The organism is Mesorhizobium sp. M0522 (assembly GCF_040321085.1).
Classification (GTDB): Bacteria; Pseudomonadota; Alphaproteobacteria; order Rhizobiales; family Rhizobiaceae; genus Mesorhizobium.
This window is the reverse complement of record NZ_JAMYQW010000005.1, coordinates 208,053-222,894: the sequence shown is the minus strand read 5'-3', so window position 1 is coordinate 222,894 and position 14,842 is coordinate 208,053. Positions and strand designations below refer to the sequence as shown.

The 14,842-nt window shown below is 62.3% G+C and carries 14 protein-coding genes and 1 tRNA gene; 11 read left to right on the top strand and 4 right to left on the bottom strand.

From position 1 onward, the window contains the following. Window positions 1-10 precede the first annotated feature (10 nt). Window positions 11-937 carry an N-acetyl-gamma-glutamyl-phosphate reductase gene (gene argC / locus NKI58_RS09410; RefSeq protein ID WP_352456603.1) on the top strand — a complete coding sequence of 309 codons (927 nt, stop codon included), beginning with the start codon at window positions 11-13 and terminating at the stop codon, window positions 935-937. Then, entirely contained in the window at window positions 938-1,777 is an 840-nt protein-coding gene (locus NKI58_RS09405; protein WP_352826935.1) for an aminoglycoside phosphotransferase family protein, read from the top strand. It abuts the gene before it with no gap. Here NKI58_RS09405 and NKI58_RS09400 read toward each other — a convergent pair. Then, the gene (locus NKI58_RS09400; RefSeq protein WP_352456601.1) at window positions 1,767-2,861 is read right to left on the bottom strand and encodes a COX15/CtaA family protein; all 1,095 of its coding nucleotides are present in this window, start codon (window positions 2,859-2,861) and stop codon (window positions 1,767-1,769) included. The two genes, NKI58_RS09405 and NKI58_RS09400, sit on opposite strands and share 11 nt — an antisense overlap. A 150-nt stretch (window positions 2,862-3,011) precedes the next feature. Between NKI58_RS09400 and NKI58_RS09395 the strand changes: the two genes are divergently transcribed. Continuing rightward, window positions 3,012-3,239: a DUF2842 domain-containing protein gene (locus NKI58_RS09395; RefSeq protein WP_023674629.1), complete on the top strand. Its 228-nt coding sequence runs from the start codon at window positions 3,012-3,014 to the stop codon at window positions 3,237-3,239. On the opposite strand, the gene NKI58_RS09390 is transcribed toward NKI58_RS09395, so the two are convergent. Next, window positions 3,236-4,294: a polysaccharide deacetylase family protein gene (locus NKI58_RS09390; RefSeq protein ID WP_352456600.1), complete on the bottom strand. Its 1,059-nt coding sequence runs from the start codon at window positions 4,292-4,294 to the stop codon at window positions 3,236-3,238. The genes NKI58_RS09395 and NKI58_RS09390 overlap by 4 nt on opposite strands. 89 nt (window positions 4,295-4,383) lie before the next feature. On the opposite strand from NKI58_RS09390, the gene NKI58_RS09385 reads away from it, so the two are divergent. Further along, window positions 4,384-5,613, top strand: coding sequence for a GNAT family N-acetyltransferase (locus NKI58_RS09385; RefSeq protein ID WP_352456599.1), 1,230 nt, complete (start codon window positions 4,384-4,386; stop codon window positions 5,611-5,613). A gap of 23 nt (window positions 5,614-5,636) precedes the next feature. Here the strand turns inward: NKI58_RS09385 and NKI58_RS09380 are convergent, their stop codons facing one another. Then, complete coding sequence (locus NKI58_RS09380; protein WP_023674626.1) at window positions 5,637-7,886, bottom strand: GumC family protein; 2,250 nt, start codon at window positions 7,884-7,886, stop codon at window positions 5,637-5,639. 255 nt (window positions 7,887-8,141) lie between these two features. On the opposite strand from NKI58_RS09380, the gene NKI58_RS09375 reads away from it, so the two are divergent. From NKI58_RS09375 to NKI58_RS09345, 7 genes are all read left to right on the top strand, one after another. Next, the gene (locus NKI58_RS09375; RefSeq protein ID WP_023674625.1) at window positions 8,142-8,705 is read left to right on the top strand and encodes a polysaccharide biosynthesis/export family protein; all 564 of its coding nucleotides are present in this window, start codon (window positions 8,142-8,144) and stop codon (window positions 8,703-8,705) included. 12 nt (window positions 8,706-8,717) lie between these two features. Beyond that, window positions 8,718-9,842, top strand: coding sequence for a glycosyltransferase family 4 protein (locus tag NKI58_RS09370; protein ID WP_352571456.1), 1,125 nt, complete (start codon window positions 8,718-8,720; stop codon window positions 9,840-9,842). A 117-nt stretch (window positions 9,843-9,959) separates the two neighbouring features. Further along, window positions 9,960-11,495, top strand: a complete 1,536-nt coding sequence (locus tag NKI58_RS09365) for an undecaprenyl-phosphate glucose phosphotransferase (protein ID WP_352571457.1) — start codon at window positions 9,960-9,962, stop codon at window positions 11,493-11,495. Beyond that, the gene (locus tag NKI58_RS09360; protein WP_352786416.1) at window positions 11,492-12,781 is read left to right on the top strand and encodes an O-antigen ligase family protein; all 1,290 of its coding nucleotides are present in this window, start codon (window positions 11,492-11,494) and stop codon (window positions 12,779-12,781) included. Before NKI58_RS09365 ends, NKI58_RS09360 begins: the two co-directional genes overlap by 4 nt. A gap of 36 nt (window positions 12,782-12,817) precedes the next feature. Then, window positions 12,818-12,894: transfer RNA gene (locus NKI58_RS09355), tRNA-Pro, on the top strand. Window positions 12,895-13,684: 790 nt separating this feature from the next. Next, entirely contained in the window at window positions 13,685-13,918 is a 234-nt protein-coding gene (locus tag NKI58_RS09350) for a hypothetical protein (RefSeq protein ID WP_352786414.1), read from the top strand. Window positions 13,919-14,065: 147 nt separating this feature from the next. Beyond that, a complete protein-coding gene (locus NKI58_RS09345; RefSeq protein ID WP_023674517.1) occupies window positions 14,066-14,260 on the top strand; it encodes a hypothetical protein in 195 nt (64 codons plus the stop codon). Between the two features lie 38 nt (window positions 14,261-14,298). On the opposite strand, the gene NKI58_RS09340 is transcribed toward NKI58_RS09345, so the two are convergent. Beyond that, window positions 14,299-14,757, bottom strand: coding sequence for a YbaK/EbsC family protein (locus NKI58_RS09340; RefSeq protein ID WP_352456594.1), 459 nt, complete (start codon window positions 14,755-14,757; stop codon window positions 14,299-14,301). Window positions 14,758-14,842 lie beyond the last annotated feature (85 nt).

Here is a 14,842-nt window from a genome sequence, read left to right as displayed (position 1 = left end):
TTGGCAAGCAATGAAACCGAAAATCTTCATCGACGGCGAGCACGGCACCACCGGTCTGCAGATAAGGGCGCTGCTTGCCGAGCGTGGCGACCTGGAAATCATCTCCATCCCGACCGAGCGCCGCAAGGAAACGGCAGCGCGCGCCGAGTTCCTCAATGCTGCGGATGTCGCGATCCTCTGTCTGCCGGACGCAGCCGCCAAGGAAAGCGTTTCGCTGATCGCCAATGACACCACCAAAGTGATCGACGCCTCGACGGCGCATCGTGTCGCCGATGGGTGGGAATATGGCTTCGCCGAAATGGACAAGGACCAGGCGAAGAAGATCGCTTCGGCGAAGCGCGTCGCCAATCCGGGCTGCTGGCCGCAAGGACCAATCGCGACGCTGCGGCCGCTGGTTGCGGCGGGGCTGCTGCCGGCCGATTTTCCGGTCACCGTCAACGGCATTTCCGGCTATTCCGGCGGCGGCCGGCCAATGATCGAGGATTATGTCGCCAAGGGCGAGGATGCACCGGAATTCCTGCCCTACGGACTGACGCTGCAGCACAAGCACGTGCCGGAGCTCAGGACGTATGCTAGGCTTTCGCACGATCCGATTATGCAGCCGGCAGTCGGCAATTTCGCGCAAGGCATGATCACGGTGGTGCCGCTGCAACTCGGCGGCCTCGACCATGTGCCGACCGGCGCCGAGCTTCACGCGGCGATCGCCGATCATTTCGCTTCCCTCGATGGCGGCGCGGTCGAGGTGGCGCCGTATCTGCATCAGGAACGCATGCCTGACATCGATCCGGAGATCTATAATGGCACCAACCGGATGAAGCTCTATGTCTTCGCCAATGACGATCGAGCGCAGGCGCTGCTGCTTGCGGTCTATGACAATCTCGGCAAGGGCGCCTCGGGCGCCGCCGTGCAGAACATGGATCTGATGCTCGGCCTCTGAATGGATGTGCCGGCATTTCCAAAGCGCTGGAAGGTCGGCGCGCCCGAACTCATCGCCGAAACGTTCAGCAGCCGCATCTGGAAGGTCGCGCGCGAAGACGGCTCACCGGCAATCGTCAAGGATCTAAAGCCTTTCGACGATGTCGAGGACGAGTTGCGCGGCGAGCATTTCCTCGCCTGGCGACGCGGCGAAGGCGCGGTGCGGCTGCTGGGCCGCGATGGCCACCGCATGCTGCTCGAGTATGCCGGCGAAACCTCGCTGTCACAGATGATTGCGGATCAGGGCGACAATGTCGCCACCGCGATCGCGGCGGAGGTAATGGCCAAGCTGTTCTCGCCGTCGAAGCACGCTGCCCCGCCGGACCTTCAGCCGTTGCGGACCCGGTTTTCCAGCCTGTTCAAAAAGGCGAAGGCCGATCGCGCCGCCGGCGAAAAGAGCCTGTATGTCGAAGCTGCCGAAATCGCGGAACGGCTGTTGTCCAATCCGCACGACGTACGGCCGCTGCATGGCGACCTGCATCACGACAACATCATGCACGGTCCGCGCGGCTGGCTGGCGATCGATCCGAAGGGCGTTCTCGGCGACCCCGGCTTCGATGCCGCCAATGTGTTCTACAACCCACTCGACCGAGACGATCTTTGCCTCGATCCGCGGCGGATCGCGCATATGGCGCATGTCTTTGCCGCAACGCTCGGCCAGTCGCCGCCCGCGATACTGGACCACGCCATCGCCTATGGCTGCCTGTCGGCTGCATGGCACCATGAAGATCGGAATGCGGTCGACGAAAACCGCGAACTGGCGATTGCCGCGGCAATCCGGCGGGTGCGGCTCAGCCTCTGAGAGCGATCTCGTGGGGCAGCGGGTAAGCGCCCTTGGTACCGCGCCAATGCGCGGCGGCGAAGCCGAGCAGAAACAGCGCGAATGCTTGATGCGTCAGGGCCATGTGCAGTGGCACATGCATCAATAGCGTGCCGATGCCGATCGATGCCTGCACCACGACAATCAGGAACAGCAGCGTCGCGCGTCGGGCATGCGTCGTGCCCGGCAGGCGCCGGCGTGTCGCAATCATGTGCCAGAGCGCGGCCGCGAAGATCGTGTAGGCGCCGACCCGGTGGACGAATTGCACCGTCTTCGGGTTTTCGAAGAAATTGCGCCATGCCGGCTCCAGCAGCAGCAGGTCGCCGGGAACCAGCTTGCCGTCCATCAGCGGCCAGGTGTTGTAGCTCAAGCCGGCGTCTAGCCCTGCGACCAGCCCGCCGAGATAGATCTGGACCAGCGCCAGCAGCACCAGCAAGCCGGCCAGGCGTTGCGTTGAGCGGTCGGCGGCCGGTTCGGAGTGTGGGGCCAATCCGCGCGCGACCACCATGGTCGCCGTGAATATCAGCGCCGCCAGCGTCAGATGCGTCGCCAGCCGGTATTGGCTGACCGAAACCCGGTCGACCAACCCGGACGCCACCATCCACCAGCCTATCGCGCCCTGCAGGGCGCCGAGAAGGAGGATGCCCGACAATTTCGTTCCGAGCCCGCGCTCGATGCGGCGCGTCGCCCAGAAGAACAGCAGCGGCAGGGCGAAGACCACGCCGACACTACGCGCCAGGATGCGGTGCACCCATTCCCACCAGAAGATCGACTTGAACGCCTCGATGCTCATGCCGTTGTTGAGTTCGGCATATTGCGGGATCTGCTGGTAGCGCAGGAACTCCTCCTGCCACTCGGCATCATTGAGCGGCGGGATGACGCCGTGTATCGGCTGCCATTCGGTGATCGACAGGCCGGAATTGGTGAGCCTTGTAGCGCCGCCGACCAGTACCAGCGCAAACAGCACCAGGAGCACGACATAGAGCCAACCGCGCACCAGCGCGCGGTTGCGAAGGTCGCGATCGCGGGCGGCGAAAGGCGCGGCATCGGATATGGCAGCAGCCATGGATTTGTCCCGGCAGTTGAAGTCGCGGATTGGTGAACCATCGCAACCCGGCTTGCAAGACCGGACAGCGCGGCACGCCGTCGCGCCGTTTCTGGCGGGTTGCGCGTATTGGCTGTTCGGCCTAAGCGATAGCTTCAACGAGATCGCGCCATGCCCATTCGCCTGAAAAAGCTGATCGGAAGCTTCCTGCTGGTAGTGCTGGTCATAGTCTATGCGCTGGTCGCCTCGATCGTGGCGGTCGCCCAATTGTCGCAGTCCGGGCCGCTGGCGCACTTCATCTTCTTCCTGCTCAGCGGGCTTTTGTGGGTGCTGCCGGCGATGGGCATCATCAAATGGCTGATCCTGGAGCCGCGGCCGAAGGGGCGAGGCAACAGTTAGATCGTCACCACCGTCTTGCCGGCATTGGCCAGCGGCGTCGTCACGCCCGACAACATTGTTCGGATGTGGGCGACGCTCTGATAGCGGCCATTGACCGAAATGCGCGGCAGGGCGTGCAGGAAGCCGGCATGCTCGGCGCGGAGTATGCCGTGGCGGGTCGTCACCGCCGAGGCATAGCCGGCATCGCGGACTAGGCCTACTTCGCGGCGGCCGACGGCACTGGCATAACCGTAGGGATAGGCGAAATGGCGCGGCTCCTCGCCGAGTTTGGCCTGCAATATGCGCTTGACGTCGCCGATCTCATGTCGCGCATCGCTCTCGGAAAGCCGCTTCAGATTGCAGTGATTGACGCTATGTGCGCCGATCGTCACCAGCGGGTGCTCGGCCATGGTGCGGATCTCGTCCCAGTTCATCAGCGTGCTCGGGCGCGGAGCACCCAACTCGATGCCGTTCGAGCGCGCCAGATCCCGCAACACCGCACGCTGGTCCTGCTCGCGCACCTTCAGCGTCAGATGAGCGTGCAGGCGCGCATTGGCCTGGACCTTTTTTCCCGGACTCGAGCAGTCGATTGTCACCGGGCCATCCGGCGTCGTCAGCGTCAGGCGATCGCGCGCATTGACGATGTCCTCGACCACGTCCCACCACAAATCGGCAGCGCCGTCGATCAGTCCCGGCGCGACGTAGATGGTGATCGGCGCGCCGTGTTTCTCCAGCACCGGCAGCGCCTCGGTCATGTTGTCTCGATAGGCGTCGTCGGCGGTGATCGTCGCAAACTGGCCGTCCTTGTCGCCAGCCTTGATGCGCTCGATCGCCTCGTCAAGCGTGACGAAACTGTAGCCGTTCGCCTTCATGTCGGCGATCACGGTGTCGAGAAACCCAGGCGCGATGTTCAAGTGGCGGTTGACGCCGTTCGGCTTTTCCGGTGTCGCGGTTACCCGATGCAGCATCAGGATAGCGCCGAGACCGCCGATAAACGGCTTGGCCAGCGGAGCGAGACCGGAATAGCGGGCGAGATTGAGCGCCAGTTTGCGGATTGCCTCGCCCCCGTCGATCATTCATTCACCTTTTGCGCCTAAGCTCATCAAGCATGGAATGCGCCTGCGCGGACCCCCAATCGCGACGAATACGCCCTAAGGATTGAGGTATGGTTGACGCCACCGCGTCATTTGACGGCAATCAGCTGGCAAGCAGCGAGGCGTCGCCGTGTGCCTTGCCGGCCGGCAAAGCCGGCCTGTCAACCTCGGTCGCCGATAGTGCGGCGTTGGCGGCGTACGCAGAATTCTGCCATTCGGCGCTTTTTGCCCCTGCGCAAAGCGCAGGCTGGATCCTGAACTGGGCCGCACATACCGGCGCCGACGTTGTCGTTGCGACGCTGCGCGCCGAGGACAGGCCGGTTTTCTCACTGGCGCTGGAGGTCACTCGCAGTGGAGCGTTCCGCGTCGCCCGGTTCATGGGCGGCCGCCATGCAAACGGCAATTTTGCCGCCGCCGACCCGCAATGGCTGTCGAATGCCGATAGCGCGGCGATCCGCTCGATGCTGGCTGCGATTGCCAAGACGCGGCGCGACATCGATCTTGTTGCGCTGGAGCGGCTGCTGCCCGATCTCGACGGCGTTGCCAACCCGCTCTCCGCCTTGCCGCATTTTTCGAGCCCCAATCTGTCGCTGGCCGCCGGTCTTGTGGGAGGATTTGACGCACTGCTCACCCGCGTGAGCGGCAAGCGCAGGCGCAAGAAGCATCGCTCGCAGGCGCGCAAGTTCGAGGCCGTTGGCAGCTATCGTCGCATCGAGGCGAGGACTGCGGACGAGGTGCACATGCTGCTCGATGCCTTTTTCGAGATGAAGGAATTCCGCTTCCGCAAGATGGGCATCGCCAATGTTTTCGGTGAGGCGGAGGTGCGCGCTTTTTTCCGCTCGCTGTTTGCCGACGCGCTTCAAGAGGAATATCCGTCCTTCGTCCTGCATGGGCTGGAAGTCGCCGGGAAACTTCGTGCAGTCACCGGATCGAGCCGCACGGGGAAGCGGCTGATCTGCGAATTCGGGGCGATCGCCGAGGACGACCTCGCACACACCAGCCCGGGCGACTTCCTGTTCTTCGAGAACATCCTGGAAGCCTGCGAGGCGGGTTTCGAAATCTATGATTTCTCGGTCGGCGACGAACCCTACAAGCGATTGTGGTGCGATGTCGAAACGCAGCATTTCGAGGTGCTGGTTCCGCTGACGCTGAAAGGTCGTGCGCTGGCGCTTGCGCTCAGGCACGGCGCAAGCCTGAAGGCATTCATCAAGCACAGCCCAATGGTCTGGAAGCTGACCAAGCTGCTGCGCCGCAAAGCCGTGGGGCGGACAGCACCGGCCGCAGGCGAAGACGACAGCTGATTTCGATTTGAGAGAAAACTGCCTCAGGCGGCCGAGCGCCGTCCCGGCATTGGGCCCGGCGCCACATGGCCGATGGGCGTGACCAGCGTCAGGTCGGGATAGCCACTCTCGATGAGCGCGACCGCGGCCTGCGTCACCTCGTCGTCCGGCTCAAGCATGGAGAGCAAGACCTCGGTCCCCTCGCCCACCAGGCGGCTGATGCCTTGCGCGTCGGCCGGTCCGCATTCGACCACGACCAAATCATAGGCGGTGGTCAGCGACTGCATGATGATCGGCAGCCGGTCGGCGGCGCGCATGGCGCGGACCGGATCGGCTGTGCCGACGGGAATAACGTGGCAGTCCGAATAGAGATCGGGGTGGATCACATCGCTGAACTGCGCTTGCGAGGCGAGCAGATCGGTGATGCCCGGAAACAGCCCGCTGTCCAGCATCGGCCGCGAGGCGGCACCCGAAGCGGTGAGATCAAGCAGCAGCACGCGTAGCCCGGCGTCGGAGACTGCGCGCGCCACCAACACCGCCGAGGCGGCCGCCTCGTCGCCTTCTGGCGACACGAATATGGCGCGGGCGGCACCGGTGGCGATCAGTTTTTCCGCGGCCTTGTCGATGTCGACCTCGCCGAGGATAGAACGTGCCGGTTCAATGTCTCCAGCGGCCATTTCAGAGTACTCCGGTTCGATTTTCTCGGCAGCCGCTTCCGCCACCGCGACGGGTTCCGGCTCCACTTTGCTTTCAATGATATTGTCGTCGTCGGCCTCATCGATCTCGACGACTGCCGGTTCGGACCGGCCAACCGACGGGTCGGGCTCGGCCATCACGCGTTCGGCCTGGACAGCCGGCATCGCAACCTGCTCGATGCGCTCGAAATGGGCACCGGCGGCCGGACGCATGGCGCGGCCGGAAAACAGTTCCTGCAGCAGCGTGACGATCGCCATGATGAGCAACGAGCCGACAAAGGCCGCACTGACAATCGGACCAATCTTGGGGAAATAAGGTTCGGCCGGCACCTGGGCCTCCGAAAATACGCGAGCGTCGACGGGCAGATAGTTGCGATCCTTGCGTGCGGCCGCCTGGAGATAGCTGGATGAATAGAGATCGAGCTGCTGACGCTTGGTCGCGGCATCACGCTGCAGCGCATCGAGTTCCACCTGCTCTTCGCCGGCGCGGGCGGACGCCGCCTTCAGCGTGTTGACGTCTGCCACGAGTTGAGCCTCTCGCGCCTTCGCCGTCTCGGCCTGCGCCATCAGACCTTTCATGATCTTTTCCGCTTCGTTGCGGATCTGGCGGTCGAGATCCGCGAGCTGCGACTTCAGCGCGCGGATGCGCGGATGGTTGTCGAGCAAGGTGGTGGAAAGGTCGGCGATGTTGTTCTTGAGTTCGACTTGCCGCTCGCGCAGGCGCTGGATCAGTTCGGAAGACAACACCTCCGGAACGGCATCCAGCGAGCCGCCATTGCGCAACGCCCTGCGCACGCTGTCAGCGGTCGCTTCCGCCGAAGCGCGATTGGCGCGCACGCGTGACAGTTCGCTCGACAATTCGGACAGCTGCTGGGTGGCAAGCACCGAATTGTTGCCGCCCATCAAAAGATCGGACTGCGCACGGAATGCGGCAACCTTGGCTTCCGCCTCCTTCACCCGGTTCTGCAGATCCGCGATTTCCGGCGCCAGAAAGTCGGTGGCGGCGGAATTCGATTCGAGCTTGGCATTGCCCTTGGAGGCGATATAGGCGTTTGCAATGGCGTTCGGGATCGCGGCGGCAAGCTTTGGATCCTCTGACGAGAACTCGATTGCGATCGCGCGGGTTTTTTCAACGCCATAGACGTTGAGCTTCTCATGCATTGCGTCCAGCACGCGCTCTTCCAGCGGAATCTCGAACGGATCGCTTTTCAAGCCAACAAGGACAAGGGCGCGGCTCAGCGCCGACATCTTCAGCGCCTCGTCGAATTCGGGCAATTTCGCCAGGTTGAGCTTCGCCGCCACCTGCTTGAGGATGTCGGGGGACGAGATGATCTGGACCTCGGTGGCCACAGCCTCTTCGTCGGGAATCGACCGCTCGTTGCCGTTGGCCCCGGCTGGCCGCGTGAACTCCGATTCTCGAGGCCCGATCTCCAGCTTGGCTGCCGCCTTGTATTCGGGCGTTGCAAGCCAGGCGAGCGCAAAGGCCAGGCCGGTTACAACCAGTGCGACGACAAGGATGCGCAACCAGTTTCGCGCCAGGCTGGCGAAAAGCTGCCTGAGATCGACGTCGACATCTGCGGCCGCGGATTGAACGGACATGCATCCCTGCTCCGGTACTGAGTCAGCATGCACCGTAAACAACTATGGTAACTCAGCCGTTAATATCGCGGTAAGAACCTGTTAGGCTCTACTAACAAGCCGCAAACAAGAGGCTGAAAACCATCTGCATTTGTCGATCCGGCCCGCATCGGCCGCGCGCCTTTACCGGCCATTAACCCTAACAGGATGATAACCGAGCTCGATCGTTAAGGTTTGCCGCAGAGTCGCCGGCTATTCAAAGGTACGTGTCCGCTCATGAAAAGCACTGCTCCCCTTTTCCGCGCGCTGCTTGCCGTATCGATGCTTTCGGGCTGCTCCAGCTACCGGCCGACGCCGGCCGCATTCCATGAAGTTCTCGACCAGCCCTATCGCCTCGGCGCCGGCGACCGCGTCCGCGTAACCGTGTTCGAGCAGGAAGGACTGACCAATACCTACAGCGTCGACCAGTCCGGCTATCTCTCGCTGCCGCTCGTCGGCAACGTGCCGGCGCGCGGCCACACCGCCCAACAGCTTGAAAGCGAGATCGCCGAGAAACTGCGCCAGGGTTATTTGCGGGATCCCGATGTTTCGGTCGAAATCGATCGCTACCGGCCGATCTTCGTCATGGGTGAAGTGGGTGCGGCGGGGCAGTATTCCTACGTTCCAGGCCTGACCGTGCAGAAAGCCGTCGCCATCGCCGGCGGGTTCACGCCACGCGCCAACCAGGAAAGCGTCGACATTACCCGCGACATCAACGGCAAGGTGATAACCGGACGCGTGGTGACCTCCGACCCGCTATTGCCCGGCGATACAGTCTATGTTCGCGAACGCCTGTTTTGATGTGCTGACAAAGTGGCGGACACACTCAGGATCGTCCACTGCTTTCGCTCACCGGTCGGAGGCATCTTCCGGCATGTGCGCGACCTGACCGAGGCTCAGGTCGCCGCCGGCCATGCCGTCGGCATCGTCTGCGATTCGACGACGGGCGGCGATTTCGAGGAACGGCTGTTCGAACAGATGAAAGGCAGCCTGGCGCTCGGCATTCACCGCACCCCGATGCAGCGGCATGTCGGGCCAGGCGATCTCGCCTCGGCCCGGTGCACCTATAGGATCATAAAAGAATTGCGGCCGGACGTGCTGCACGGGCATGGCGCCAAAGGTGGCGCCTATGCCCGTCTGTTCGGCTCATTGTTGCGGGTATCCAGGTCTCGCGTAGCCCGCCTTTATTCGCCGCATGGCGGCTCGCTTCACTATGACGAGACCACCGCCATGGGGAAGCTGTTCTTCGCGCTCGAGCGCTTCATGGCTCGCTTCACCGATTGCCTGCTGTTTGTTTCCGATTATGAGCGGCGGACTTATCGCAGGAAGGTCGGCGAACCGCCCATTCCGAACGCTCTCGTCCACAACGGCCTGCGGGCCGCCGAGTTCGAGCCGGTGCGGACCGAGCACAATGCGGTTGACCTCCTCTATATCGGCATGATGCGAGACCTCAAAGGCCCGGACATCTTCATCGATGCGCTGGGGCTAGCCGCGACACGGCTCGGCCGCCCATTGAAAGCGCTGATGGTCGGCGACGGCGACGACCTGCCGCGCTATCGCGCCCAGGTAAATCAGCTCGGCCTCGACGTCGGTTTCCTGGCGCCGATGCCGGCCAGGCTCGCCTTCACGCTGGCCGAACTGGTCGTCGTTCCCTCGCGCGCGGAAGCCATGCCCTATATAGTTCTGGAAGCGCTCGCCGCCGGCAAGCCGATCATCGCGACGGCGGTCGGCGGCATACCGGAAATCTTCGACACCGGCTCGCCTGCCCTGATCCGGCCCGACCCGCGCGAACTTGGCGACAAGATAAGCGCCGCATTGGCCGATCTCGACACCTACAAAGGCCTGATGCCCGGCCTCGCCGACCTCAAGGCACGCTTCGGCGCCGATGTAATGGCCGCCGAAATCGAAAAGGCTTATTTCGCCGCGCTCAAAAAATAGAGCAACGGGTTTTCCACCGGGCTGCTCCTGGTGAAAGCGTCTCCAAAGCCATGTGTTGTTTCAAGGGTTTCTTAGCTCTCTTTTGCTATTCACCTGAGGGAAACCTGCGGACGCCCCATGAACGAAATCGACCCCGCGCGCCGTTTTTCGCTAGACGCGGTGCGCAAATTCGACGCCCCTGCCGAGAACAATACGGCCGGCGGCATGAACGATGTTGCCCGCCAGGTCGCCTCGCAATACCGGCGCGATACGATGTCGCCGATCATGGTGAGCGGCGTCCTGCGCATGGTGGAATTCGCGCTGCTGCTGGTGTCAGGTCTTGCCGTCTATTTCTATTATGTCGGCTTTTTCAACTATCTTGCCTGGCAATACTCGCTGACGATCGCCGCCACCTCGTTCCTCGCGGTCGTTCTGTTCGACGTCACCGACTGCTACCAGATTGTCGCGCTGATGCGGCCGATCGCCAATTTCGGCCGCCTCCTGCTGGTCTGGGCTGGAACCTTCGCCTTGATGGCGCTCACCGCCTTCACCATGAAAATGTCGGAAGACTATTCGCGCCTGCTCTTCGGCACGTGGTTCGTTATTGGCTTCGTGCTGATCCTGGGTCTCCGGCTGGTGATGTCGAAGCTGATCCGGCGCTGGGCGCGCGACGGGCGGATGGAGCGCCGCGCCGTCATCGTCGGTGGCGGCAAGGCGGCGGAGGTACTGATCCGCTCGGTCGAAAGGCAGCCCTACAACGACATCCGCATCTGCGGCATCTTCGACGACCGCGGCGACAAGCGGTCGCCGCCGGTTGTCGCCGGTTATCCCAAGCTCGGTACAATTTCCGAACTCATCGAATTTGCCCGCATCGCGCGCATCGACATGCTGATCGTATCGCTGCCGCTGACCGCCGAATCGCGCGTGCTGCAGTTATTGAAGAAGCTGTGGGTGCTGCCGGTCGACATCCGGCTATCGGCGCATTCGAACGCGCTGCAGTTCAGGCCGCGCGCCTATTCCTACATCGGCTCGGTGCCGATGCTCGATATCTTCGACAAGCCGATCAACGACTGGGATTCGGTCGCCAAGCGCGCCTTCGACATTGTCTTTTCGATCATCGGCATCATCGTGTTCTCGCCGGTGATGCTGGCGACCGCAATCGCGATCAAACTCGACAGCAAGGGGCCGGTGCTGTTCCATCAGAAGCGGCACGGCTTCAACAACGAGATTATCGACGTCTACAAGTTCCGTTCGATGTATACCGACAAGGCGGACCCGACGGCGAAGCAGACCGTGACCAAGAACGATCCGCGCGTCACCCGCGTCGGCCGCTTCATCCGCAAGACCTCGATCGACGAACTGCCGCAGTTCTTCAATTCGCTGTTCGGTTCGCTGTCGCTGGTCGGGCCGCGCCCGCACGCCATTGCCGCGCAGTCGCACAACCTCCTCTACAATGAAGTGGTCGACGGCTATTTCGCCCGCCACAAGGTCAAACCCGGTGTGACCGGCTGGGCGCAGATCAATGGCTGGCGCGGCGAGATGGACACCAACGAGAAGATTCGCATGCGGACGGAATACGACCTCTATTACATCGAGAACTGGTCGCTCTTGTTCGACCTCAGAATCCTGTTCCTGACGCCGATCCGCCTGCTCAATACGGAAAACGCGTATTGATCGCGACGGCCTACGAATTGCCGGCGGCGGCGGTCAACGCCAAGCTGATCGCACTGATTGTGTCGGGGGCGGTTTTCCTCGGCGTCTTCCTGTCCGGTTTCGTCATCGCCGAGCCGGCGCCATACGACCTCTATATGATCGGACTGATCGTGGTGTGGCCCTTGTTCGGCCTGCGCATCCACCGCGCGGCGGTGCCGCTGCTGGTGCTGCTGGTGATCATGAATATCGGCGGCATGATCTCGATGACGCAGATGTCGGACCTTGCCAGCACGCCGCTCTATCTCGCAGTCTCGCTGTTCCTTGCCTTGACCGCAGTGTTCTTCGCCTCGATGACGGCCGTCCAGCCCAGTCTCTACCGGGTGATCTTCGTCGCCTATGTGGTGTCGGCAGTGCTGACTTCGCTGGTCGGCATAGCCGGCTATTTCCATGCCTTTCCAGGAGCGGAGATCTTCACCAAATACGACCGTGCCGCCGGCGCCTTCCAGGACCCGAACGTGTTCGGTCCGTTCCTGGTGCTGCCCGGCATCTACCTGCTCTACCTGCTGCTTACCGGCTCGGTCGCACGCATGCCGCTATTGGCGGTGCCGTTGCTGATAATCACCGCCGGCATCTTCTTTTCCTTTTCGCGCGGCGCCTGGGGCATGTTCGCCGTTTCGGCGATCCTGCTGACCGGTGCCTTGTTCCTGCAGAGCGCCAGCGGCAAGTTCAAGCTGCGCGTCGTCGTCATGACCATCGCCGCCGTCGGACTGCTGGTCATCGCAATGATCGTCATCCTGCAACTGCCAGGCGTCGCCGAGATGTTCTCGAACCGCGCACAGCTCGAACAAAGCTACGACACCGCCCGGCTCGGCCGCTTCGCCCGCTATACGATCGGCTTTCAGATGGCACTGGAGCATCCGTTCGGCATCGGCCCGCTCGTCTTCGGCAAGATGTTCGGCGAGGACACGCACGACATCTGGCTGAAGATGCTGATGGATTACGGCTGGCTCGGCTTCGTGTCGTTCCTGACGCTGACGTGCTGGACGATCGCCGCCGGCTTCCGCATTCTGCTGCGCGACCGGCCGTGGCAGCCTTATCTTCTATGCGCCTACGTCGCCTTCATCGGCAATATCGGGCTCGGCACCTTCATCGACATCGACCACTGGCGCCATGTCTACCTGCTGCTTGGCTTGATCTGGGGTGCCATCGCGCTCGAATACCGCCACCAGTGGCAGCTGCGGGCGGCGCAGCGACCGGCAATCCCCGTCGCGGTTGCTTCAGGCAGGACAGCAACCGAATTCGGTTGACCGGACCCGGTCTATCACGATACATCGCGACCGGTCCGGAGTGTAGCGCAGCCCGGTAGCGCACTTGACTGGGGGTCAAGGGGTCGTCGGTTCGAATCCGGCCACTCCGACCATTAAAATCCAAAGGCTTAGCCAGTTTTCCCCCAAACTGGCTGTACAGACAATAGCCGCACTGCAGCCAGCGCAACATACGCAGGCGCGTGATCTCATCGAGGAATCGATCACGCATCACTCGTGCGCGAGGCACGGAGGCTGGCGTCTAGCCAGAAGCCCACCGAGAAACCGCGCGGTAATGGCTAGGTAAGCTTTGCTGCGTACGCCAACCTTTATCGTGAGCCCGTATTCCAGCTTCAATAAGAAAAGGTCCCGCCGCACATGCCAGAACGGCGGGACTCGATCAGGCGCCTTGCATCAGGCAGGGGTGACTCGGGGGTTGGGCATGCCCGGTGCGCGCGGATCGTAGTGAACCCTAGGCGCATCAGCTGCAATGCGTCCACCAACCGTCGGTTGGAAAGAACTAATTCAATCCCGACGGCTGGCCTGGCCTGAACAGGCGCGCGCTCAAGGCTCAGTTTCTTCCCGGGGAGGAGCTTTTTGGTCAGGACAATCAGGATAGGGCAATTCTTCACACGGAGAGGGCCTGTCGCCAACGCTGCCATAATGTTCCGCGAGTTTTGCGAAACCGTAGGCGAAGGCGAAAAGAAGCGCGAGGACAACCGCTATTCGGACGGCCATACCGTATTGTAGCAGGATCCTCCCATTGGAGCGCGCGGCGTTTTGGTACGTTTGAATGTTGAGTTCGAAAAAGGTTGGCTCTAGTTGAATTGCCGTCGTCCGCAGTTGTAAGGGCGAGCGGACGCTTCGAAGATGCCACGCGCTTTCGCCCTTTCCGGGAGAGATGCAATGTCGCTTCAAGGGGTTGCCTGTCGTGCCGATCTGACCATGTTGACCAAGGCACTTGATGCCCGATGCCGTGAACTAGGCCTCGCTGATGGAGATCCAGGCAGAGAACTGCTCGGCCGCAGGGTGATGGATTTATTTGAAAGTGGTCAGCTCAGCGCCGAAGATTTGAGACTGGCTCTGAGCGGCGAGATCTTTAACGCCAAAAATCCTCCGGCCGGAGCCAGTGGGCTTTGATACGGCAAGCGGCTATCCGCGCAACCATTTGAATTACTGGCCCAGCGTCGGCTTCCGTGTGCGCAAGAGCGCGTGTGAACAAATGTGATTTTGCGGTCGGTGCCAGACGGGCTAACTTTACCCATCGAACGAAAGAGGAGAATGATCATGAAGACATTCCTCGCAATAGCCGCGGCACTGACCATGTCCATATCAGCTGCCTCTGCGGATTGCCCCGCGCATTCCAAGGTCCAGGCATCGGTCGACACGCAGACGAAGACAGCAAGCGTCGAGAAGGCCGATATGTCGACTGTCACGGACGCTCAGACGATCAAGAAAGAAGAGCCACAGAAGACCGAGTAGCGGTAACGCTCAGCGGATCCCACGACCCGGATAAATGGCTACTGGCACACATCCACCCACTCGGCGTCGACGAGTTCGGCCAGGCGTTGCGGGCTGAGCCGCACGGCGGCATTCGTCGCGCCTGCCGCCGGGACGACCTCGTCAAAGGCGCGCAGCGAGATGTCGCAGTAGACCGGGAGCGGCGCCGGTAGGCCGAACGGGCACACCCCACCGACGGGATGATCGGTCGCGGCGAGCACCTGCTCGGCGTCCAGCATTCGCGCCTTGCCACCAAACCGGTCCTTGAATTTGCGATTGTCCAGCCTGGAGATCCCGCTGGCCACGATCAGCATCGTCTGGTCGCCGGCGCGCAAGCAGATCGTCTTGGCAATCTGCGCCGGCGCTACGCCATGCGCTTCGGCGGCCAGAGGCACCGTCGCCGAGCTTGCCTCCGTGACGATGACATCAATTTCGGGCGCGTGTGCGGCGAAAAAGGCGCGAACGGATTCGAGGCTCATCTCCGGCAATTTCCGTCTGGCGTCGCCGTGGCGGCCGGCAAGTCCACTACGTGGCCGAAAAAACGAAGCCCGCCAGGGCGACCCA